Source organism: Allobranchiibius sp. GilTou73 (assembly GCF_021391335.1).
In the GTDB taxonomy this organism is placed as follows: domain Bacteria; phylum Actinomycetota; class Actinomycetes; order Actinomycetales; family Dermatophilaceae; genus Allobranchiibius; species Allobranchiibius huperziae.
Genome location: NZ_CP090051.1, coordinates 496,691 through 518,610 on the forward strand (window position 1 = coordinate 496,691; position 21,920 = coordinate 518,610).

Here is a 21,920-nt window from a genome sequence, read left to right on the forward strand (position 1 = left end):
GGGTGATCTCAGACGCCGCGCAGATCGAGGTGCAGCTCGGTCGGCCCACCCGACTCGAGCACCACGGAGATGCCCCAATCCTGTTGGTAGAGATGGCAGGCGGCGTACTCCGGCACTTCGCCGGTATCCGGGTCGCCGTCGCACGCGGCCGCGCGCACCGAGATGTGCAGCGTGCCGTCGCCGACCGCCGGGTCGAGCTGCAGAGTGCGGGTCAGCCCTGTCGAGGTGCCGTCGCCGTCCCGGATCAAGGCACCGGGGGTGGCCATCACCATGAGCCGGGTGGGGTCGCCGTAGCGGTGGTCGAGTTTCTGACCGGTCGGCGGTTCGAACGCGATGCGCAGCTCCACCGCCCCCGGCGCCAACGGTGTCACCGGTCGCTGAGTCTGGTGTGCGATGCCCGCTACACGCTGCGCCCGCGCCGGCACGGCGACGCGAGTGACCTGGTGTGCTGCCGACTCGACCACGAGCAATCGCACCGTGTCGCCGTCGGATTCGACCAGTACGTCACTCGGTTCGGCCAGGTCCGTGGCAAGGGTCGAGACCTCGTCGACCACGGGGTCGTATCGGCGGATCGCGCCGTTGTAGGTGTCGGCGATCGCCACGCTGCCATCCGGCAGCTCCGCGACGCCCAGCGGGTGCTGCAGCAGCGCGTCCGCGGCCGGGCCGTCGATATGGCCGAAGTCGAAGAGGCCCTGCCCGATGTGGGTCTTCACCTCGAAGCCACTGTCCTGCAACGTGATCGAACGAAGTGCAGACGACTCAGAATCGGCGACCCAGACCCGCGAGCCGTCGGCCGACGTGCTGAGGCCGGACGGTTGCGCGAACCATGCGTCGTGCGCAGCCCCGTCGCGGATGCCCTCGGAGCTCGTGCCGGCGAGCACCGCGACCGTGTTGTCGGCAGGATCGGTCGCCAGGTGCAGGACCCACAGCTGGTGGACCCCGGCCATCGCGATCACCGCGCGGTCGATCCACCAGGTGATGTCCCACGGGGTCGACAGATCCTGCCTCAGCGCGAGCCCGCTCCCCGACCGCTCGCGCAGCTGGTCACCAGTTCCCGCGACGACACGGATCTGCCCGTCCGACAATTGGATCGAGGCGATCTGGTGGTGCACGCTGTCGGCGACCAGCACGTCGTACCCCACCCGCGCGGCGACGTCGGCGGGCAGCACGCACAGACCCTGCGGCTCCTCGAGGACACCCGGACCGCCGTACCTCGCGCGCTCGGTGGTCAGATCCGGCTCCAGGTGCACGACCTGGTGATGGGCGGTGTCCGACAGCAGGTAGCTGCCGTCGGGGGCCGCTGCGAGCTTGCCGGGGAATCGCAACGCAGTCTGCGGCGCAGGTGGTGCGACGTACGGCGAATCCCCCCGCCGCAGGGTGCCCTTCGCCTCGTATTCGGCGACGAGCTCACGGACGAGGACGCCGAGACCGTGCGCGTGGCCCTCCCCCGACAGCTGAGCCACGATGTAGCCCTCGGGATCGATCACCACGAGCGTCGGCCACGCCCGCGCGGCGTACGCCTGCCATGTGGTCAGCTCCGGGTCGTCCAGGACCGGGTGGCCCACGGCGTAACGCTCGACCGCCGCCTCGACCGCGGCGGGCTCGCCCTCGTGCTCGAACTTGGGCGAGTGCACGCCGAGCAGCACCAGCTCGTCGGCGAACTCCTGCTCCAGCGGCCGCAACTCGTCCAGCACATGCAGGCAGTTGACGCAGCAGAAGGTCCAGAAATCCAGGACCACGATCTTGCCGCGCAGGCCCTTCAGGGTCACGTCGGCTCCGCCGGTGTTGAGCCACCGCCGTCCTGCCAACTCCGGCGCGCGTACCCGCACCTTCGCCCTCACTGACCCGTCCACCGTCTCGCTCACGCAGAGGCCAACGACACCATCCGTGCGGTCATTCCACGAGCGCGGCCCCGACAGCCCGGTGGGGGTTTGCGTTCGTGGCCAGGGCTGCAGCACTGGCCGCAAACGCAAAACCCCCACCTCGACCCAACTGTCCACATCCCCACCCGCTCTCCACACCCCGCCCGCGGCGACCAGACACCCGTCGGCGCAGCCGCCACGATCACCCGATGGACGTCGCAACCACCCCGTACCAGGCCTTTCCTGTCGCCATGAGCTACCCGCTGCGGATCCGGGTCCGCCAGCAGGGATACGCGTTCACCCGCCGCGACGCCCTGGAGTTCGGTGCCTCGGACGAGCAGCTCCGGGCGTGGTGCCGGGCAGAGGACGTGGTGAGCGGCGCGCAGGGCAGCTACTTCCTGCCGCCCGGCGACCTCGACACGATCACCAGCGCCGCCGAGACCCAGAGACGACGGATCCGCGCTCTGCTGCTCGTGCTGGGCGAGGGGTACCTCGTCACCCACCAGTCGGCGCTCCTCGCCTGGGACCTGCCCACAGACCCGTCCTGCGACACCACGGAGATCCACCTGGGCCACCGGGAGGGGCATCGATGGTCGCGCCGGCCAGGGGTTCGGCTGCACCGGGTGCCGGAACCGATCCCGGTCACGACCGCGTCCGGTATGCCGGCCGTCTCGGCGGCGTACGCGATCGTCCAGGTGGGCGCCGGCATCGGAGTGGAAGCCGCGGTCATTCCCGCGGACGCCGCGCTGCGCAACTACCTCGCCTCACCCACCGATCTGGCGGAGGCGATCCGACAGTCACGGAGAACCCCCGGCTGCACACGACTGGCCACCTTGCTCGACCTCGTCGATCCCCGGTCGGAGTCGCCAGGCGAGAGTCGGCTGCGCCTGCTCCTGCGTGCCGCCGGTGTGGCGGTCACGCCGCAGGTCGTCATCCGCGACGGGGACGGCCACTTCGTCGCCCGGGTCGACCTGCTCGTCGACGGCACGCGCACGATCGTGGAGTTCGACGGCCTCCTGAAGTACCGCGGCGCGGGCAACAGCGAAGCCCTCGTCAACGAGAAGCGGCGCGAACTGGCGCTCCAGCGGCTCGGCTACCGGGTGGTGCGCGTCGTGTGGGACGACCTGGCCGACCCCGGCCGCGTCCTGTCGCTGCTCACCCCGCCCGCACTGCAGACCGGGGCGTGACGGCCTTCCCCACGACACCGCTGGTTTGCGTTCGCGGTCAGTGCTGCAGCCCTGGCCGCAAACGCAAACCGGCAGCGTCGTCCGGTCGTGCCGGCCTTTGCAGGTTTCATCCGCTCAGAGGCGGCGGTCAGCGAGGACCGGGAACGACTCGCGGACGTCCCGTACGGCCGACGGGTCGATCTCGATCGACAGCACCTGCTGCTCTTCGCCCGCCTCGGCGAGCACCTCACCACCCGGCGCGATGACGGCGGAGTGACCGCCCATCTGCGTCTTCGCGTGAGTGCCGGCGGTGTTGCAGGCCAGCACGAAGCACTGGTCCTCGACGGCCCGTGCCCGCAGCAGCAGCCGCCACGCGTCCACCCGCGCCATCGGCCACGCGGCTGGGACGACGAACGCCTCAGCTCCCCGGTCCAGCAGCGCGCGGTACATCTCTGGGAAGCGGATGTCGTAACAGGTCGACAGGCCGACGGCGAGAGAAGACGATCCGGCCGGCACGTCGACCCGCACCAGCTCCGTCCCCGCGTCCATCAGCTTCGGCTCGCCGCCGGCGAAACCGAACCGGTGGATCTTGCGGTACGTCGCCACGAGGGTCCCGCTCGCGTCGTAGACGACCGAGGTGTTCCACAGGTCATGGCCCTCCTCGCCGGTCTCACCGGACGCCGGTCGCTCCACGATCGACCCGCCATGCAGGAAGACGCCCGCGTCGCGCGCGGCGGCCGACAGTGCCGTGCCGATCGACCCGGTCACGTCCTGGGCGCGTGAGCTCCACTCCCGGTAGGAGAATCCGCCGGCGCCCCACAGCTCCGGCAGCACCACCAGGTCGTGCCCGGCCTGCTCCCGGACCAGCGCGACCACCCGCTCGACGCGCGCATCGAGGGTCTCGGCGTCGTCGTACGCCAGCTGGATCAGCGCGACCCGCATCAGGCCTGCTTCCCGCGGCCGGACCGCGCCGCCAGATAGTCGTTGTACGCGCGCAGCTCGGCATCGTCGTCGCGGTCGGCCTGCCGCGCCTGCCGCTCGCCCTCGGCGGTGTCCTTGCGGTACCACTCACCCGCGATCAGCATGGCCAGCATGAACGTCGGCACCTCGCCCGAGCCCCACGCGATGGTGCCGCCGCGTTGCTGGTCGGTGATGGGACTGGGCACGTAGGACAGGTGCAGCAGCTGGAAGAAGTCGCCACCCAGCAGGTCGTTGCCGGTCATCAGGGCCACTCCGAAGAAGGCGTGGAACGCGATGGCGATCAGCAGGATGCCCAGTCGGATCGGCGGCGCCCAGCGTCGCGGGCCGGGGTCGATCCCGACGAGAGCCCACGCGTAGAGATACCCCGACGCCATGAAGTGCACCATCATCAGCAGGTGCCCGGTGTGGGTGGTGAGCGCCAGGTGGAAGAGCGGCGAGTAGTAGAAGACGATCAGCGACACGAAGACGAAGATCGCCGCGATGGCCGGATTCGCGACCACGGCGACCACGCGGGAGTGCACGACGGAGAGGATGACCTCGCGCGGCCCGAGCGTCAGGTCGTGCCTCTTGGGCAGGGCCCGCAGCGCGAGGGTGACCACGCCACCGCGGACCAGCAGGATCGGCACCAGCATCGAGACCGTCATGTGCTCGAGCATGTGGACGGAGAACATCACCCGGCCGTAGACCGCCGGAGCGCCGTCGACCATGTACAGGAAGATCAGCCAGCCGGCGCACCAGGAGATCGTGCGCAGCACCGGCCAGCGGTCGCCGCGTCGGGCCAGTCGCACAACCCAGCTCAGATAGACGGCGATGGCGATCACCGAGATCGCGCTCAACAGCCATTCGACGCGCCACAGGGTGAACCAGGTCGCGACGTGCGGCGCCGCGGGCGCGAGATATCCGGTCAGGCTGTACGCCGTGTCGACTCGCCCGTGCACCTCGGCGACGGGCGGAGCCGATCGCGCGAGCGCCACACCGACGGCGACGGCTGCGCCCATCACGAGCGACTCGACGCCGGCCAGCCGCGCGAAGAGCGCGCGCCCGGGCGCATCGACGCCGTCCAGGTGACCGATGACCCGCTGCCGGTGCAGCGCACCGAACGTGCCGAGCGCGAGCAGCAGCACGACCTTGATCAGCACGAGCACGCCGTAGCGGGACGCCAGACCCGAGAAGGAGCCGACGCGGATGACGGCGTTGAGCACGCCGGACACGGCGACCGCACCGAAGCACCACAACGCGACCGTGGAGTAGCGGCGTACGACGTCGGCGGTGCCCTTGCCGAGCCGCCCCCACATCACCAGCAGCGCGAGCAGGCCGCCGACCCAGACGGTCACGGCCAGCAGATGCACCAGCAGTGAGTCGACCGACGCCTCGTGATCGTCCGATCCGGCGGCGTGGCCGATCAGGGCCAGGGGGTAGAGAGCGACCAGCGCCATCCCGAAGAGCCACGCCATCCCGCGAGCGCCCGGCCCGGTGAACGCGAGCAGCGCGACGGCCGCCGCGATCAGCGCCGTGATCGCCGGCGCGCGCAGGATCTCCAGCTGCCAGATCGACGCCCATGCCTCGGATGCGAAGCCGGTGGCGCCGAGCCGGGTGCCGGAGACGTCGGCGAAGTTGAGGACGACGCTCCCCGCGCCGACGACCGCCCAGCCGGTCGCGGCCCACGCGGCATAGCGGGCCAGCGACTCCCGCCGTCGGGTGGTCGCGCCCTCCGGCACGAGGAACCCGCCGAGCAGCAGCGCCCCCACGGTGAGCGCGGCGGTCAGATCGCGTACGACGTTGAGCAGCGGGATGCCCCAGCGCACGACCGCGCCGGGGTCGCCGAGCTCCAAGGGGGACGCGGCGTGGGAGAAGAGGACGGCGAGCACGACGACCACGAGAGCGAAGGGGACGACGGCCCGGATCCACGTCGACCGGCGCGCACGCACGGGTGCCGCTACGGTCGCAGGACTCGTGCCGGTGTCGCTCGCCATGCACCCAGGGTAGGCAGACATCATGGGCAGCGCCCCCGCGCACCGTCCGCGCTCCAAGTAGGTTGGTCGCCATGCAGACCCATCCCCAGCCTCCGGTAGAGCTTCCCGAGTTGGTCGATGCGTTCGCCGCCACCGGTCAGTCGATCCTCGACCTGGGGCTCACGTGTCACCCCGAGGACTTCGACAAGCCGACCGCTCTCCCGGGGTGGACCGTCAAGGACGTCTTCGCCCACGTCGCCGGCACCGAGCACCTGATGAACGGCGGTCAGGACCGCGAGGTCGAGGTCCCCGACTACGAGTGGGTCCGTAACGACGCCGGCCGGTTCATGGAGCGGGCCGTCGAGGCGCGACGCGGTCGTTCCGGCGGAGAGATCGTCAACGAGTGGCGCGACCTGCTGCCCAAGCGGATCGCGTCCTACCGCGACCCGACGCTGACTCCCGAAACCGTCATCCAGGGCCCGTTCGGGCCCATGGAGCTCACCGCCATGATCCACCTGCGGCTCATCGACCTCTGGTGCCACGAGCAGGACCTGCGCGACGCGTTGCACTCGATGGGCAACCTGGACTCCGCCGGTGCCGCCGCCTTCACCAGCGACGTCCTCGCCGCCTTCCCCGCGCGGGCCGCTCGCCGGGCCAACCTGGAGGTCGGCAGCGTGGTCATCATCGAGTGCACCGGCCCGGTCATGGCGCGTCAGGGCATCCGCATCGTGGAGGGGTCCGACGGTCGGCCGTACGCCGAGTCGCTCTTCTCCGGCACCGCGCACGTGGACAAGGTCGATGACCAGACCGGTGAGATCATCCCCCTACCACTGGGCAAGATCACCACGATCCGGCTCAGCACCGAGTCGCTGACCCGCCGGGGTGCCGGACGTATCTCGACCGCGGACCTGCGCTACAGCGTCGAGGGCGACGAGGCCGCCGCGGCCCGAGTGCTCGACGTACTCACCATCACGCCCTAACGGGATCTCCCAGCCGATTTGATAGATCGCGTGGCTATCCATATAGTTGTATGAGTCAAGCAACTATGGAGGGGATATGGCCGTCAGTCTCGAGGTGGCATCGCGGGTCGGTGAGGACCTGGTGCACCTGATGAAGGCGATGAGCGCACTGCGACACCACGTGCCGCGTCTGCATCCCGACGTCGAGACCTCCGCCTACCCGGTGATCTTCGCCGTATCGACGGGTCCGCTGCGGGTGTCGTCGATCGCCGAACGGGTGCACTCCGATGTATCGACCGTCAGTCGCCAGGTCAGTCACCTGGTGCAGGCGGGGATCCTGGAGAAGGTGACCGACCCCGGCGACGGGCGTGCCTTCAACATCGCCCTCGCACCCGACGGCAAGCAGCTCCTGGAGGACATCCACGAGAGCAGGGGGCAGATGTTCGCCACCTTGATGGCCGACTGGTCCAGCCGTGAGGCCAAGGACTTCGACCTCGCACTGCGCCGCCTGCACGACGACCTCACCCGCACCTTCGCCAGCTCGAGCACCTGCACCACGACAACCCCGTCACCCCCGTCACACCCGTCAACCACCGGAAAGGAGTCGATGTGACTGCCCAGACCAGCGCGGCCAACGCGCCCGCAGCATCCGGCGGCCAGTATTCGCACGCACAGATCCTGCGGATCCTCGGCGGCCTGATGCTCGGCATGTTCCTGGCCGCACTCGACCAGACCATCGTCAGCACCGCCATCCGTACCATCGGCGACGACCTGCACGGCCTGTCCGTACAGGCCTGGGTCACCACCGCCTACCTGATCACCTCGACGATCACCACGCCGATCTACGGCAAGCTCGGCGACATGTACGGCCGTAAGAAGCTGTTCATGTTCGCGATCACCGTCTTCGTGATCGGTTCCGCCGCCTGTTCGTTCGCGACGTCGATGTACATGCTCGCCGCGTTCCGCGCGTTCCAGGGCCTCGGCGCCGGTGGCCTCTTCACCCTGGTGCTCGCGATCATCGGTGACCTCGTGCCGCCGCGTGAGCGCGCGAAGTACACCGGTTACTTCATGGCGACCTTCGCCACCTCCAGCGTCCTCGGCCCGGTCATCGGCGGTCTGTTCGCCGAGACCAGCTCGATCCTGTTCATCTCCGGCTGGCGCTGGGTCTTCCTGGTCAACGTGCCGATCGGCATCATCGCCCTCTTCGTCGTATGGCGCACGCTGCACCTGGACCACGTCCAGCGCAAGGCGCGCATCGACTGGTGGGGCGCGGTGGCGCTGGTCATCGGTCTGGTGCCCACGCTGACGGTCGCCGAGCAGGGCCGCACCTGGGGCTGGACCTCGGGGCGCTCCATCGCGGCATACGTCATCGCGGTCCTCGGCCTGGCGATGTTCGTCCTCGTCGAGCGCGCGATGGCCGACGACGCGCTGATCCCGCTGCGCATCTTCAAGCTGCGCGCGGCCTCGGTCACGATCGTTGCCAGCATCATCGTCGGTATGGGCATGTTCGGCGGCATCACCGTGCTGCCGCTCTACTTCCAGATCGTGCACGGCGCATCGCCGATGACGTCCGGCTTCCTCATGCTGCCGATGGTGGCGGGCCTGATGATCGCCGCCATCATCTCCGGTCAGATCACTGCACGCACCGGGCGCATCCGGGAGTTCCCGATCTTCGGTACGGCGATCGCCACCGTGGGCCTGCTCCTGCTGTTCCTGTTCGTCGACGCGGACACCCCGGTCTGGCAGGTCATGGCCTTCATGTTCGTCTTCGGCTACGGCCTCGGTAACTGCATGCAGCCGCTGACGATCATCGTGCAGAACGCCGTGCCGGCGAAGGAGATCGGCGTGGCGACGTCCTCGGCAACGTTCTTCCGCCAGATGGGCGGCACGCTCGGAGTCGCGATCTTCCTGTCGATCCTCTTCAGCACGGTCGGCGACAAGATCACCTCGGCCATTTCGGCGGCACCTGCAGGCGTCCAGGCGCAGATCGCCCAGAACCGCAGTGTCGTGGCGCAGATCCAGAACGACTCCTCGGTCATCAACAAGCTGCCCGTGGACGCGCGGCACCCGTTCAAGGTCGGCTTCGCTGACTCCATCCACATCATCTTCATCGTGGCTGCTGCGGTGATGGTGCTGGGCTTCCTGGTCCTGCTGCTGATGCCGAAGGTGGAGTTGCGCGGTCAGTCGGCCGCCGATGCCGCCAAGGCCGAGGCGAGCGGCGCGCAGCCGGCGCAGAAGCCGGAGCCGTCGGTGGCCGACCTGGTCGGTCCGCCGGCCCACGGGGCCACCGAGGACGAGCCGCCGCGTCACCGCGCGCGGGACGAGGCGCTGGCGACCGTGCCGGCTCACCCGGGCGACGAGCTGCCCAAGCACGCGTCCGTCGACGCGGACTACCACCCGAGGCACGTGCACGACTGATCCGCCTCGAGCGTCACCTCCCGAGTGCGCGTTCCGCAGAGCTTCGGCTCCGCGGAACGCGCACTCGGCGTTTGTGGGCGAGGTGCGGTGAGGGACGATGTGCCCGTGGACGAACTGGTGAGGCGACTGACGGCGGGCGGCATCGAGGCGCACGCGGACTCGCTCACCCGCTCGCTCTACACCACCGACGCGTCGCTCTACCGGATCGCACCGACCGCCGTCGCGTTCCCCCGGTCGACCGTACAGGTCGAGCAGGCGTACGCCGTCGCGCGCGACCTCGGCGTACCCCTCACCACCCGTGGCGCCGGCACGTCGATCGCCGGCAACTCGATCGGCGCGGGGCTGGTGCTCGACTTCTCCCGGCACCTCGACCAGGTGCTGCACCTCGACCCCGAGGCTCGCACGGCTGTCGTCCAACCCGGGGTCGTGCAGGCCCGTCTGCAGGCCGCCGCCGCGACGCACGGATTGCGATTCGGACCCGACCCGTCGACGTCCACGCGGTGCACGATCGGCGGCATGCTCGGCAACAACGCCTGCGGCTCGCGGACCTTGGGCTACGGCCGCACCGTCGATAACGTCGTTGCCCTGAAAGGCTTCTGGGGCACCGGTGACCGTTTCGACCTCGCCTCGGGCACCCGCCCTTCGGGGCCGGTGGCGAAGCAGCTGACCGGGCTGGGGGCGGACAACCTCGAGCTGATCCGCACGTCGTTCGCGCGCTTCGGCCGTCAGGTGTCCGGCTACTCCATGGAGCACCTTCTGCCCGAGCGGGACGTCGACCTCACGCGCTTCCTGGTGGGCTCCGAGGGCACCCTCGCGGTGCTGACCGAGGCGACCGTGCGGCTGGTGCGCGACCCGGCTGTGCGCGTGATGATCGTGCTCGGCTACCCCGACATCACGGTCGCCGGCGATGCCACCCCGTCCGTGCTCCTTCACCGGCCGACGGCCTGCGAGGGCTTCGATCAACGACTGCTCGACGTGCTGCACAGCCGGGGCGGCACCTCACCGCCGCTTCCGCCCGGGCCCGCATGGCTCTTCACCGAGGTGTCCGGCGAGGACCGCGGCGAGGTCCTCGCCCGCGCCGAGGCCATGGTCGACGACGCCGGTCTCGGCGCACACTCCAGCCTGATCGTCACGGACCCGGCGCAGGCAGCGGCGCTGTGGCGGATCCGCGCGGACGGCGCCGGGCTCGCGGGCCGTTCGCCTGCCGGCAAGCCGGCGTGGCCCGGGTGGGAGGACGCCGCCGTCCCCCCGACGTCGCTCGGTGCGTATCTGCGCGACTTCGACGAGCTGGTCGTCGCGCACGGCCTCAGCAGCGCGCCGTACGGGCATTTCGGCGACGGCTGCATGCACGTGCGCCTCGACGTCCCCCTCGACGCTCCCGACGGTCCGGCTCAGCTGCGGGAGTTCGTGGTGGACGCCGCGAAGCTCGTTGCGACGTACGGCGGTTCGCTCTCCGGCGAACACGGGGACGGGCGCGCGCGCAGTGAGCTGCTGCCGCTGATGTACTCCCCCGAGGTCATCGATCTCTTCGCCGCGGCCAAGCACGCGTGTGACCCGGACAACCTGCTCAACCCCGGTGTCCTGGTCGACCCCGCACCGCTCGACGCCGACCTGCGCTTCCCCGCGCGGCGGACCCCGACACCGCTGGCGTTCTCCTGGACCGCCGACAGCGGCGATTTCAGCCAGGCCGTGCACCGCTGCACGGGCGTCGGCAAGTGTCGCGCGGACAACACCGCGAGCGGCGGGGTGATGTGCCCGTCCTACCTCGCCACCCGCGAGGAGAAGGACTCGACCCGCGGCCGCGCGAGGGTGCTGCAGGAGATGCTCAACGGCTCCGTCGTCACCGGCGGCTGGCGCGCGCCCGAGGTGCACGACGCGCTCGACCTGTGTCTGTCGTGCAAGGGCTGCGCCTCGGACTGCCCGACCGGCATCGACATGGCGTCGTACAAGGCCGAGGTGCTGCACCAGTCCTACAAGGGGCGGCTGCGGCCCATCTCGCACTACGTGCTCGGCCAGCTACCGCGCTGGGTGCGCGCCGGCGCGCGGGCACCGAAGCTTGCGAACGCCCTTCTGCGCGCTGGTGATCGGGTGCCCTTCGCGAAGTCCGCGGTGGGCGTCGACGCTCGGCGGAGCATCCCGCAGGTCGCCGCCGACCCGTTCCGCAGCTGGGCACGCGAGCACGGACTGCGACCGTACGACGCCGCTCACACCACCGGCGACGAGGTCGTCCTTCTCGTCGACACCTTCACCGACAACTTCTCTCCGGCCATCGGCGCCGCCACGGTCGCGGTGCTGCGGGACGCCGGCTTCAGTCCGGTCCTGCCGACCGCAGCCGGATGTTGCGGTCTGACCTGGATCTCCACGGGTCAGCTCGACGGCGCCCGCCGGCAGCTCGAACGCACCATCGCGGGCCTGGCTCCCGCCGCCAACGCCGGACTGCCGATCGTCGGCATCGAGCCGTCCTGCACCGCGGTCCTGCGACACGACGCGGCCGAGCTGGTGCCCACCGACGACGCCCGCAAGGTGCGCGACGCGACCGTCACGCTGGCCGAGCTGCTCGCGCGTACGCCGGGCTGGTCACCGCCGTCCCTCGACGGGGTGCGGATCATCGCGCAACCGCACTGCCACCACCACGCGGTGATGAGCTGGGCGGCCGACGCGGCGCTGCTGGAGCAAGCCGGCGCGCAGGTGCAGCGGCTCGGTGGATGCTGCGGGCTGGCGGGCAACTTCGGTGTCGAGAAGGGCCACTACGACGTGTCGGTGGCGGTCGCCGAGCAGCAGCTGCTGCCCGCCGTACGCGCCGCGCAGCCCGGTGACGTCGTGCTCGCCGACGGTTTCTCCTGCCGCACCCAGCTCGACGACCTGCTCGGCACGCTCCCCGGCGGCGCGTCGTGGGGCACGCACCTCGCGCAGCTCCTCGCCTCCCACCTGTCCGGATAGCGATCAGGGTCGCCGCACGCCGTATAGAGCGCGCGGCGACCCTGATCGTGGAGCGTCAGCCCCAGACGAGTGCCCGCGAGGGGTCCTGCAGCAGGGCCGCGACGTCGGACAGGAAGCGCGAGCCGAGGTCGCCGTCGACCATCCGGTGGTCGAAGGACAGCGACAACTGGGTGACGTGCCGGGGCACGATCGTGTCGTTGCCGTCGGCGTCGGTGACCACCCAGGGCATCTTGCGGACGGCGCCGAAGCACAGGATCGCCGCCTCGCCCGGGTTGATGATCGGCGTGCCGTTGTCGACACCGAAGACCCCGACGTTCGTGATCGTGATCGTGCCGCCGGACATGTCGCCGGGAGGCGTACGCCCCTCGCGTGCCGTGGCGGTCAGCTCGCCGAGCGCCCGCGCGAGGTCGCGCATCGACATGGCGTCGGCGTCCTTGATGTTCGGCACCACCAGTCCGCGCGGGGTCGCCGCGGCGATACCGAGGTTGACGTAGCGCTTCTGGACGATCTCGGCCGAGCCGTCCGGCTTCTGCGCCCACGAGGAGTTGATGCCCGGATTGCGTTTGACCGCAACACAGAGCGCCTTGGCGAGCACCGTGAGCGGAGTGACCTTCAGACCGGTGAATTCCCGGTCCGAGCGCAACCGGTCGACCAGCTCCATCGTCGCGGTCATGTCGATCGTGACGAACTCGGTGACGTGCGGGGCGGTGAACGCCGACGCCACCATCGCGTCGGCGGTGAACTTGCGCACGCCCTTCACCGGGATGCGCGTCTCACGCTCCTGCGAACTCGCGGACGCAGCGACTGGCGCCGAATCACTCGCCGGCGCAGCGCCGTTCGCCAGGTGACGCTCGACGTCGGCGCGCGAGACGATGCCCGACTCGGCCGACGGGGCGACGGTCGACAGGTCCACGCCGTGGTCCTTCGCGAACTTACGGACCGGCGGTTTCGCCGGCACCTTGCCGCCGGCAGCCGGTGGAGTCGCCGCGCGCTCCATAGGGCGCGCCGCGACCTCAGGCGCGGCGGAAGCGGGAGCAGGCGCGGCGGAAGCGGGAGCAGGCGCGGGCGGCGCGGCCACCGCTGCAGGAGCGGGTGGTGCCGGGGCAGCCGCCGGTACGACGCTCGCCCCCTTGCGGGCCCGCCGGGCGGTCTGCGCGGGCGCGGCGCCGTACCCCACCAGATGCGGGGTGCGCTCCTCGGGCTCCTCCGCCGACGGCGTCGTCACCTCGGACGGCTCGCTGGTGGCGGCGCCGGCCACGTCGACGGTGATGATCGGGCTGCCGACCTCGACGGTCGCACCTTCGTCGACCAACAGCTGAGTGACCTTGCCGGCCCACGGGATCGGCAACTCCACCAACGATTTCGCCGTCTCGATCTCTACGACGATGTCGTTGGTCGACACCTCGTCGCCGACCTGCACCTTCCACGAGACGATGTCGGCCTCGACCAGTCCCTCACCCGGATCGGGGAGGTTGAACGTCTGCACAGCCACGAAGGCCCCTTCCAGCGGATCAGTAAGCGAGAGAACGGTCGACGGCCTCGAGGATGCGGTCGAGTCCCGGCAGGAACTCCTCCTCGAAGCGGCTCGGCGGATAGGGGATGTTGTACCCGCCGACTCGCAGCACGGGAGCCTCCAGGTGGTGGAAGCACTCCTGCTGGATGTGTGCCGCGATCTCCGAACCGAGGCCCAGGAAGGTGCTGGCCTCGTGCACCACGATGGCGCGGCCGGTGCTCTTGACGGCCCGGTCGATGGTCTCGGTGTCGAGCGGGGACAGCGATCGCAGGTCGACGACCTGCAGCGAGATCCCTTCCTGCGCAGCAGCATCCGCCACCTGCAGGCAGGTCTTGACGGTCGGGCCGTAGGCCAGCAGGGTGAGCTGGGTGCCGTCGCGCACGACGCGCGCGTCGTGCAGGCCGAGTCGCGACCCGGACTGCGGGTCGAGGTCGACCTCGGCACGCTCGTGGTAGCGCCGCTTGGGCTCGTAGAACATCACCGGGTCATCGCTGGAGATGGCCTGCTGGATCATCCAGTAGGCGTCCGCCGGGTCCGAGCACGCGACGACCCGCAGGCCTGCGGTGTGCGCGAAGTAGGCCTCGTTGGACTCGCTGTGGTGCTCGACCGCGCCGATCCCGCCGCCGAACGGCACGCGGATGACGATGGGCAGCCGCAGCGCGCCGCGCGAGCGGGCGTGCATCTTGGCGAGCTGGCTGACGATCTGGTCGAACGCCGGGTAGATGAAGCCGTCGAACTGGATCTCCACGACCGGGCGGTAGCCGCGCATGGCCAGCCCGATCGCCGTACCGACGATGCCGGACTCGGCGAGCGGGGTGTCGACGACGCGGTCCTCGCCGAAGTCCTTCTGCAGGCCCTCGGTGATGCGGAAGACGCCGCCGAGCTTGCCGACGTCCTCACCCATGAGCAGCACCTTCGGGTCGGCCTCCATGGCGGCCCGCAACCCGGCGTTGATGCCCTTGGCCAGGGTCATCTTCTGCGCGGCCATCAGCGCGCCCCCTCCGTCTCGAAACCTGCCTGGTATTCCAGGAACTGAGCCTTCTCCCGCTCGACCACGGGATGCGGGTCGACGTAGATCTCGTCGAACATCCGCTCCTGGCTCGGCTCGGGCATGTTCTGGCAGGCGGTCCGCACGCGGACGGCGAGCTCGTCGGCCTCCCGGTCGACCGACTCGTAGAACGCGTCGTCGGCGTAGCCCTTCTGGCTGAGGAAGCCGCGCATCCGCTTGATCGGGTCCTTCTCGCGCCAGATGTCGACCTCCGCGGCCGAGCGGTACTTGGTCGGGTCGTCGGAGGTGGTGTGCGCGCCGAGGCGGTAGGTGAACGCCTCGATCAGCGTCGGGCCCTGTCCGGACCGGGCGTTGTCGAGCGCGGCCTTCGTCACGGCGTACACCGCGAGGACGTCGTTGCCGTCGACCCGGATGCCGGGGAAGCCGAAACCCTGCGCGCGCTGGTAGGGCGGCACGCGGAACTGCTTGTAGTTCGGCTCGGAGATGGCCCACTGGTTGTTCTGCACGAAGATCACGAGCGGCGCGTTCGCGACGCCGGCGAAGACCAGCGACTCGTTGAAGTCGCCCTGCGCGGTGCCGCCGTCCCCGGTGAACGCCATGACCGCGGCGTCGCGCTCCTCGTCGCCGGTGCCGACGACTCCGTCGCGCTGCATGCCCATGGCGTAGCCGGTGGCGTGCAGCATCTGGTTGCCGATGACGATCGTGTAGAGGTGGTAGTTCAGTTCAGAGGGCGACCACCCGCCGTTGTCCACTCCGCGGAAGAGCGCGAGCAGCTGCTCCGGCTCGATCCCGCGGCACCAGGCGACGCCGTGCTCGCGGTAACCCGGGAAGGCGAAGTCCTGCGAGCGCATCGCGCGGCCGGCTCCGACCTGGGCGGCCTCCTGGCCGAGGAGCGAGGGCCACAGGCCGAGCTCGCCCTGGCGCTGCAGCGCGTGGCCCTCGGCGTCCAGGCGTCGTACGAGCACCAGATCGCGGTACATCGAGCGACCGTCCTCGGGCGTGAGCGCCTCGACGATGTCTGCGTACGGGGTGTTGGCGGGCGTCCGCTCGAGGCGGGTCCCCTCGCCGTCGACGAACTGGACCATGTCGGGTCCGCCGTCGGTGATGTCCTGCTGGGCCTGTGGCACCACGGTCTCGTGGTGCACGGCGACGTCCGGGATCTGGGTCACGCTCGCTCCTCTTCGCTCCGGCACGGTGGTGTCGGTGGTCGGTCGGCTCGTCACCACCGTCCAGGGTCGCCGTCCGGTGATGACGGCGCCACGCCGTTGTAGCGCCGGTCACAGGTGGAAGGCTACCCCCGGGTTCGACGCTCGCTCGCCACGGCCTGCGGGTCAGCGCAGCCGGCGGTTGAAGACGAATCCGAGCGCCGCGCCCAGCCCCGCTGCCACGACCGGGACGACGTACCCCGCGTGTCCGCCCGCGCTCTGCACGACGATCCCGCCGAGGGAGGATCCGGCGGCGATGCCGATGATCATGGCGGTGAAGACCATCCCCATCGACTCGGTCACCTGGTTGCCCGGCACGAGCGATCCGGCGAGTTTCATCGTCACGATCAGGGTGGGCGCGGTGGCCATCCCGGCCAGGGTGAGGCCCACGGCCAGTAGCGGGATGCTGTCGACCAAGAGCACCGGTGCCTCCAGCACACACATCGCCAGGGCCCCGATCCAGAGCGCGCGATGCGCGGGTACGGCGTCCTCGCGAGCCCCGTAGACGACGCCGGCCAGCGCCGAGGCCAATGCGTAGAGCGCGAGGATCAGGCCCGAAGCGCCCTTGTGGCCGAGCTCGGCGGCGGTGGCGATGGTGACGATCTCGTTGGCGCCGAAGATGCCGCCGATCATGAACGACACCGCGCACACCACCAGCACGCCCGGGATGCGCAGCACCGACCTCGTGCTCTTGTGGGTGACTTGGTCGACCGGGGGCTCGGTGTCGGTGCGGGCCAGGAAGACGAGTGCACCGACAGCGAAGAAGAACGCGGCCGCGATGTAGCCGGCCTCGGGAAGCACGGTCGTCGCGAGCACCACCGCGATCGCCGGCCCTCCGACGAACGCCAGCTCGTCGATGACCTGCTCCAGCGACATCGCCGTGTGCAGCATGCCCGGCTGGTCGCCGAGCAGGTGCGACCAGCGCGCCCTGCTGAGGGTGCCCGTGGTGCCGACGACGGCGGACATCGCGTAGGTGACGAACAAGGTCCACGCGGGCGCACCGGTGATCGAGACGGCGACCACTGCGACCGACCAGAGCGTCGACCACACCACCAGAGGCAGGGTCACCCGCCGCTGGCCGTAGCGGTCGACCAGACGGCCGATGATCGCCGCCGTGATCGCGAGCACCACCAGCGCACCCGCGGAGACCGCGCCGGCGAGCGAGTAGGACCCGGTCCGTGCGGACACCATCGCGACGACGGCGACGCCGAACATCGCGCCGCCCAGTCGCTCGATCGCCGAGCCGAAGAGGAACTGACGCGCGCCGGTCACCCGCAGCACGGCGGCGTACCCGAGGCGGGGCTGATCGGTCCGGTCGAGCACGGCCATCGTCCTACCCCTCTCGAGTGGCATACCTATATTTCGGGTGCACCCGGTACAGGTGCGCCACTCGGCACATTTCTATGCCACTCGGCGGAGCGGGCTCAGCGATTGCGGAACGCCGCCGCGACCTCGATCAGCCGGTCGTTCGCCGCACGCTCGGCGATCGTGGCGCGGACGCCGTCGCCGGCGAACGGTCGCACGGTCAGCCCGGCCTCGTCCGCCGCGGCGGCGAAGTCGAGAGTGTCCTCGCCGAGCGGCAGCCACACGAAGTTGGCCTGCGAGTCCGGGATCGTCCAGCCCTGCTCGGCGAGTGCGGCCACGACGCGGTCGCGTTCGGCGACGAGGTCGTCCACCCGCTCCTGCAGCTCGTGGCGCACGTCGAGGCTCGCGATCGCCGCGCGCTGGGCGATGTCGCTGACCCCGAACGGCGTCGCGGCCTTGCGCAGCGCCTCGGCGACGCGGGGCTGCGCCACGGCGTACCCGACCCGCAGTCCGGCGAGCCCGTACGCCTTGGAGAAGGTCCGCAGCACCGCGACGTTGGAGTGCCGGGCGAGGACGTCCAGCCCGCGCACCGCCGACTCGTCGCGGCCGAACTCCAGGTAGGCCTCGTCGACGACGACCAGGACGTCACGCGGCACCCGCGCCAGGAACTCCTCCAGCTCGGCGGCGCCGACCGCCGGCCCGGTGGGGTTGTTGGGCGTGCAGACCAGCACCAGCCGGGTGCGGTCGGTGATCGCGTCGGCCATCGCGGGCAGGTCGTGCCGGGCGTCGGCGTCGAGCGGCACCTGCACCGACACGGCGCCCGCGAGCGCGACCACGATCGGGTACGCCTCGAAGCTGCGCCAGGCGTAGACGACCTCGTCACCCGGGTCGCAGGTGATCTGCAGCAGCTGGGCGAGCACACCGACGCTGCCGGTGCCGGTGGCGATCTGGTCGGCCGAGACGTTCAGTTCCTGCGCGAGCCGGTCGGTGAGCGCGGTGACCGCCATGTCCGGGTAGCGGTTCATCTGGGTCGCCGCCTCCTGCACGACCTTCAGCACGGACGGCAGCGGCGGGTAGGGGTTCTCGTTGGAGCTGACCTTGTACGACGTCACATCGGCCCGTGCCGCCGCGGGCTTCCCGGGCCGGTACGCCGGGACCGCGTCGAGCGCCCGGCGGAGCGCGACGGTGTCGGACGCGCGCTCCTGCTCGACGGTCATGCCTGGGGCCGCTGCAGGCCGGCGTCGAGCTGGGACAGGAGGTCGCGTCCCTGCTCGGCGAACTTGTGCTCGACCAGCACCTCGTAGCGGGTGGCCACGATCGTGCTGACGGAGGTGAAGTCGCGCCGTCCCTGCGACATCGAGTAACCGACCGCGGCGTACACCAGACCGAAGAACGCACCGAAGAGGATGCCGCCGATGATCACGCCGAGCTTGTTGCTGCCGGCGTCGAAGAGGGAGAGCAGCAGACCGAAGAGCAGGCCGATCCAGGCGCCGGACGCGAGTCCGCTGGCGATGACCCGGCCCCAGGTGAGGCGGGCAGTCACCCGCTCGACCTGCTTCAGGTCGGTGCCGACGATCATGCAGTTCTCGACCGGGAACTCCCGGTCGGACAGGAAGTCCACCGCGCGCTGGGCGCCGAGGTAGTCGTCGTACACCCCGAGCGACTGCGGGTACTCCAGGGCCAGCAGCGACGCACGGGCTGCCTGCATCGGATTCTGATTGCTCATGCCGTCAGTCTCTCATCGAGTCCCGCGCCTGCCCACCCACATTCGGCCCGCGAAGACTGCGCTCACCAGGTCGGGTCGTGGGCGTTCTCCAGGTAGACGGCGCCGGTCCCGTCGTCGATCGCGCGCACCGACCGCTCGATCAGACGCGCGGTGTAGTCGGCGGTGTGCGCCCCGACGTCGGCGACGGCGCGCCAGTGCACGGCCTTGATCTCCCGCGGCTGCAGCGCCCCCGGCTCGGAGGTCACGCGCACGTCGAAGACGAAGAGCGTCGCGTCGTCCCACCCGCGCCACGGAGGCAGCCAGGTGACCGCGGCGAGCGAGCGCACGGTCCCGTCGAGCGACAACTCCTCGTGGACCTCGCGCAGCACGGCCGTGGCCGGGGACTCCGCCGGGTCGACCACGCCGCCGGGCAGATCCCAGAAGCGCTTGTAGGTCGGCTGGCACAGCAGCACCTCGCCCGCGTCGTTGCGGATCAAGGCCTGCGCGATCGCCCGCTTCATCGGCAGCGTCGTGTTGAGCACCCGCGCGAACGATCCCCATTCGCTCACGCTGGGGTCGGTGGCGAGCCGCGCGAAGATCACCTGATCGACCCGGCCGTCGGCGGTCGCCGCGGCCGCCCGGGCGGTGCCCTCCTTGAGCATCCCCGCGCGCGCCGCGATCCGCCCGGAGCCCAGGTCGTCCGCGGCGATCCGCGTCTCGATGCGCACCACGCCGAGATCGTCGAAGGCATGCCGCAGGAAGACCTGCACCGCCTGCGCGCCGAGCAGTTGGGCATCGGATTTGAAGAGCTGCCAGGACAACTCGGCGGTGTCAGCGCCGGTGGAGCGCAGCAGCATCCCGCCGACGACGTTGCCGTCGACTTCGATGAGCACGCTGTTGAGCGACCGGTCGTCGTCGTAGCCCGCCTGCCAGCGGACGAGAGCCTCGGCCGCACCTGCGTCAGCGCTGCCACCCGCGACCGAATCCGTCTCGAACCAGCCCGAGTCCAGTGCACCTCGGCGCAGCCCGGAGAGGTCGGCGTCGGTCCACGGGCGCAGCACCAGGGATCCGTCGCGCAGCGTCGGTTGGGGTGGGGGTGTCGGCATGGCAGCACTCTACGGCGGGCGCCGGCGACCCATCCGGGTACGACGAAGCCCCCGCCGCGCGATGCGTGCGGGGGCCTCGCCCGGGGCCGAAGCCTCAGGTGCGGTGCGTCAGCCGGTGACGGGCAGCGTGGTGGTGGTGGCCGTCGGGGTCGGCGGCTGAGTGGCCGTCGAGGTGCCGGTCGACGTCGGCGTGGAGGTGCCGGTCGACGTGCTCGTCGAGGTGGAGGTCGACGTGCCCGTCGACGTGGACGTCGGTGACGTGCTCGTCGAGGTCGAGGTCGAGGTCGAGGTGCTGGTGCTCGTCGACGTGGTGGTGGCAGCCGCACAGCCGCTCACACCGCCGATCTCGACGTACTGACCCGGCTGGTTCGGGCTGTAGTAGGCACCGACGGTGATGCTGCCCGCACTCGCGAGGAAGGTGACCGTGCCGACCGCGTTCGCGTTGCCCGTGAACTTGGCGGCCGAGACGGTGGTCTTCGCGGTGTAGGTGCCGGCGGCGCCCCCGCCCCTGACGACGACAGCCGGCTTGCCGTTGGTGCATCCGGTCGCGACACCGATGGTCGGGGTATTGAGCAACGGCATCGAATACGCGACGACCGAGACGCCGTCCTGCTCCTTCGCGGAGGCGACGAACTGCCCGTCAGGATCAGCGATGTTGCCGAATGCGAAGCCGTGCGAGGCGGTGTCGGTCGCGTACGCCACGCCGTAAACGGTCGCGGTCGCGGCGGAACTGGTCGCGCTGGTGATGATGAGACCGGCTGCGGCCGTGATGCCCACGGCAGCTGAGGCTCCAAAGAGCGCGGTATTGCGCTTCATCGAGTTTCCCTTCTCGGTGCTGAAAGTGCTTCTGAGTGTTAGGAGGCAGTGATGTCCACGGGTGTCCCCGTAGGCAACTTAGCGAACATTGAGAGCGCAGCGGCTGGAACGCGGACACAACCGTGAGAGATTTTCCCGATTCGACCCGCCGCTGTCGGCCACCCGTGTACGGCGACGGTCCCCGGACCTCCTCCGAAGGTGTCCAACGAGTCCGAATGCGCGCCCAACGCATAGATGACCGGCGAGAAGGTCTCGCTCGGATCCACGAATCCGGCCAGCAGGAACGTCTGTCCCACGGGCGTCGGGGTCGCGTCCTTCCCGTGGCCGACGGTCCACTCCCCCATCTGCGACGTGCCCTTCATGACGGTCATGCGTCCTGCGGCCAATGAGATGTGCACCCGCCAGTCGGTCTGCGCCGTCCGCATGCCGGCCGCCGGGATCCACGCGAGTGAACCGTTCGGGCGCGACGGCAGCCGCACCTGGTACCAACCCGACCTGCGGTCGACGATCGGCAGCCAGGTGTCCAGACCGAGCTGCGTTGCCGGTATGACGACCTTCGGGCTGCCACCGGGAGCATCGAATCCCACCTGGGCGTGCGCGATCCGGACGACGTTCCCGTCGCTGGTCGCCCCCGATGAGCTCGGCAGTCCGTGCACGGTGGTGAAGGTGGTGGATCGCGGCAGCGCGGCGAGTTGCGCGGCGCTCACCGGCGGCACCGGCACCACGGCGGACGAGGTGGCACCGGAGCTGGAGCCGCCCGAACCCGACGACGAGCCGGCGGAGGGTGGCGTGGACGTCGCGGCATCCGGTCCGGAGCCACCCCGCAGAGCGTGCACCCCGAGTACGACGAGTGCGAGCACCACGAATCCTGCGATCACCCCTGCGACGCGCACACCCATGCGCTGGGCCGCCCCGCTGTCACGACCGAACCTGCCTGCCATCTGCCCCTCATCACGCCGCGGTCGCGGGAGCCCGCGACGCTG

Annotated in this window: 17 protein-coding genes; 5 read left to right on the top strand and 12 right to left on the bottom strand. The window is 70.4% G+C overall.

Features of this window, described 5'->3' with window-relative positions; genetic code table 11:
* Window positions 1-8: 8 nt before the first annotated feature.
* Window positions 9-1,853, bottom strand: a complete 1,845-nt coding sequence (locus tag LVQ62_RS02410; RefSeq protein WP_370639697.1) for an NHL domain-containing thioredoxin family protein — start codon at window positions 1,851-1,853, stop codon at window positions 9-11.
* Window positions 1,854-2,071: 218 nt separating this feature from the next.
* Here LVQ62_RS02410 and LVQ62_RS02415 point away from each other — a divergent pair, with 218 nt between their 5' ends.
* On the top strand, window positions 2,072-3,049 hold the full coding sequence (locus LVQ62_RS02415) for a hypothetical protein (RefSeq protein WP_233764329.1): 978 nt from the start codon (window positions 2,072-2,074) through the stop codon (window positions 3,047-3,049).
* A 114-nt stretch (window positions 3,050-3,163) separates the two neighbouring features.
* Here LVQ62_RS02415 and LVQ62_RS02420 read toward each other — a convergent pair whose 3' ends face one another.
* Both LVQ62_RS02420 and LVQ62_RS02425 read right to left on the bottom strand, forming a co-directional pair.
* Entirely contained in the window at window positions 3,164-3,970 is an 807-nt protein-coding gene (locus LVQ62_RS02420; RefSeq protein ID WP_233764331.1) for a carbon-nitrogen family hydrolase, read from the bottom strand.
* Window positions 3,970-5,982 (bottom strand): cytochrome c oxidase assembly protein, encoded by a 2,013-nt coding sequence (locus tag LVQ62_RS02425; RefSeq protein WP_233764347.1) that lies wholly within the window; start codon window positions 5,980-5,982, stop codon window positions 3,970-3,972. Before LVQ62_RS02425 ends, LVQ62_RS02420 begins: the two co-directional genes overlap by 1 nt.
* 71 nt (window positions 5,983-6,053) lie before the next feature.
* On the opposite strand from LVQ62_RS02425, the gene LVQ62_RS02430 reads away from it, so the two are divergent.
* The 4 genes from LVQ62_RS02430 to LVQ62_RS02445 all read left to right on the top strand — a co-directional run bounded on the left by LVQ62_RS02430 (window position 6,054) and on the right by LVQ62_RS02445 (window position 12,278).
* A complete protein-coding gene (locus tag LVQ62_RS02430; protein WP_233764351.1) occupies window positions 6,054-6,941 on the top strand; it encodes a maleylpyruvate isomerase family mycothiol-dependent enzyme in 888 nt (295 codons plus the stop codon).
* Between the two features lie 76 nt (window positions 6,942-7,017).
* The gene (locus tag LVQ62_RS02435; RefSeq protein WP_233764354.1) at window positions 7,018-7,533 is read left to right on the top strand and encodes a MarR family winged helix-turn-helix transcriptional regulator; all 516 of its coding nucleotides are present in this window, start codon (window positions 7,018-7,020) and stop codon (window positions 7,531-7,533) included.
* Window positions 7,530-9,338 carry an MDR family MFS transporter gene (locus LVQ62_RS02440; RefSeq protein ID WP_233764355.1) on the top strand — a complete coding sequence of 603 codons (1,809 nt, stop codon included), beginning with the start codon at window positions 7,530-7,532 and terminating at the stop codon, window positions 9,336-9,338. Before LVQ62_RS02435 ends, LVQ62_RS02440 begins: the two co-directional genes overlap by 4 nt.
* Before the next feature lie 105 nt (window positions 9,339-9,443).
* Complete coding sequence (locus LVQ62_RS02445; protein WP_233764362.1) at window positions 9,444-12,278, top strand: FAD-binding and (Fe-S)-binding domain-containing protein; 2,835 nt, start codon at window positions 9,444-9,446, stop codon at window positions 12,276-12,278.
* 55 nt (window positions 12,279-12,333) lie between these two features.
* Here LVQ62_RS02445 and LVQ62_RS02450 read toward each other — a convergent pair whose 3' ends face one another.
* The 9 genes from LVQ62_RS02450 to LVQ62_RS02490 form a co-directional block, all read right to left on the bottom strand.
* A complete protein-coding gene (locus LVQ62_RS02450; RefSeq protein WP_233764363.1) occupies window positions 12,334-13,770 on the bottom strand; it encodes a dihydrolipoamide acetyltransferase family protein in 1,437 nt (478 codons plus the stop codon).
* A gap of 19 nt (window positions 13,771-13,789) precedes the next feature.
* Window positions 13,790-14,779, bottom strand: coding sequence for an alpha-ketoacid dehydrogenase subunit beta (locus LVQ62_RS02455; RefSeq protein WP_179478359.1), 990 nt, complete (start codon window positions 14,777-14,779; stop codon window positions 13,790-13,792).
* Entirely contained in the window at window positions 14,779-15,960 is a 1,182-nt protein-coding gene (pdhA, locus tag LVQ62_RS02460) for a pyruvate dehydrogenase (acetyl-transferring) E1 component subunit alpha (protein WP_233767621.1), read from the bottom strand. The genes LVQ62_RS02455 and pdhA overlap by 1 nt, the downstream gene beginning before the upstream one ends.
* A gap of 171 nt (window positions 15,961-16,131) precedes the next feature.
* Window positions 16,132-17,334: an MFS transporter gene (locus tag LVQ62_RS02465; RefSeq protein WP_233764364.1), complete on the bottom strand. Its 1,203-nt coding sequence runs from the start codon at window positions 17,332-17,334 to the stop codon at window positions 16,132-16,134.
* A gap of 95 nt (window positions 17,335-17,429) precedes the next feature.
* Window positions 17,430-18,527 carry a histidinol-phosphate transaminase gene (gene hisC / locus LVQ62_RS02470; protein ID WP_179478354.1) on the bottom strand — a complete coding sequence of 366 codons (1,098 nt, stop codon included), beginning with the start codon at window positions 18,525-18,527 and terminating at the stop codon, window positions 17,430-17,432.
* Entirely contained in the window at window positions 18,524-19,036 is a 513-nt protein-coding gene (locus LVQ62_RS02475) for a general stress protein (RefSeq protein WP_208050986.1), read from the bottom strand. The genes hisC and LVQ62_RS02475 overlap by 4 nt, the downstream gene beginning before the upstream one ends.
* 62 nt (window positions 19,037-19,098) lie before the next feature.
* Complete coding sequence (locus LVQ62_RS02480; RefSeq protein ID WP_233764367.1) at window positions 19,099-20,121, bottom strand: NUDIX hydrolase; 1,023 nt, start codon at window positions 20,119-20,121, stop codon at window positions 19,099-19,101.
* A 108-nt stretch (window positions 20,122-20,229) separates the two neighbouring features.
* Entirely contained in the window at window positions 20,230-20,937 is a 708-nt protein-coding gene (locus LVQ62_RS02485; RefSeq protein ID WP_179478350.1) for a hypothetical protein, read from the bottom strand.
* Window positions 20,938-20,975: 38 nt separating this feature from the next.
* Window positions 20,976-21,878, bottom strand: a complete 903-nt coding sequence (locus tag LVQ62_RS02490) for a L,D-transpeptidase (RefSeq protein ID WP_233764368.1) — start codon at window positions 21,876-21,878, stop codon at window positions 20,976-20,978.
* Window positions 21,879-21,920 lie beyond the last annotated feature (42 nt).

Coding starts and splice junctions, on each gene's coding strand:
- LVQ62_RS02415 (WP_233764329.1), top strand. CDS start 2,072: ATGGACGTCGCAACCACCCCGTACCAGGCCTTTCCTGTCGCCATGAGC.
- LVQ62_RS02420 (WP_233764331.1), bottom strand. CDS start 3,970: ATGCGGGTCGCGCTGATCCAGCTGGCGTACGACGACGCCGAGACCCTC.
- LVQ62_RS02425 (WP_233764347.1), bottom strand. CDS start 5,982: ATGGCGAGCGACACCGGCACGAGTCCTGCGACCGTAGCGGCACCCGTG.
- LVQ62_RS02430 (WP_233764351.1), top strand. CDS start 6,054: ATGCAGACCCATCCCCAGCCTCCGGTAGAGCTTCCCGAGTTGGTCGAT.
- LVQ62_RS02435 (WP_233764354.1), top strand. CDS start 7,018: ATGGCCGTCAGTCTCGAGGTGGCATCGCGGGTCGGTGAGGACCTGGTG.
- LVQ62_RS02455 (WP_179478359.1), bottom strand. CDS start 14,779: ATGGCCGCGCAGAAGATGACCCTGGCCAAGGGCATCAACGCCGGGTTG.
- LVQ62_RS02465 (WP_233764364.1), bottom strand. CDS start 17,334: ATGGCCGTGCTCGACCGGACCGATCAGCCCCGCCTCGGGTACGCCGCC.
- hisC (WP_179478354.1), bottom strand. CDS start 18,527: ATGACCGTCGAGCAGGAGCGCGCGTCCGACACCGTCGCGCTCCGCCGG.
- LVQ62_RS02475 (WP_208050986.1), bottom strand. CDS start 19,036: ATGAGCAATCAGAATCCGATGCAGGCAGCCCGTGCGTCGCTGCTGGCC.
- LVQ62_RS02480 (WP_233764367.1), bottom strand. CDS start 20,121: ATGCCGACACCCCCACCCCAACCGACGCTGCGCGACGGATCCCTGGTG.
- LVQ62_RS02485 (WP_179478350.1), bottom strand. CDS start 20,937: ATGAAGCGCAATACCGCGCTCTTTGGAGCCTCAGCTGCCGTGGGCATC.
- LVQ62_RS02490 (WP_233764368.1), bottom strand. CDS start 21,878: ATGGCAGGCAGGTTCGGTCGTGACAGCGGGGCGGCCCAGCGCATGGGT.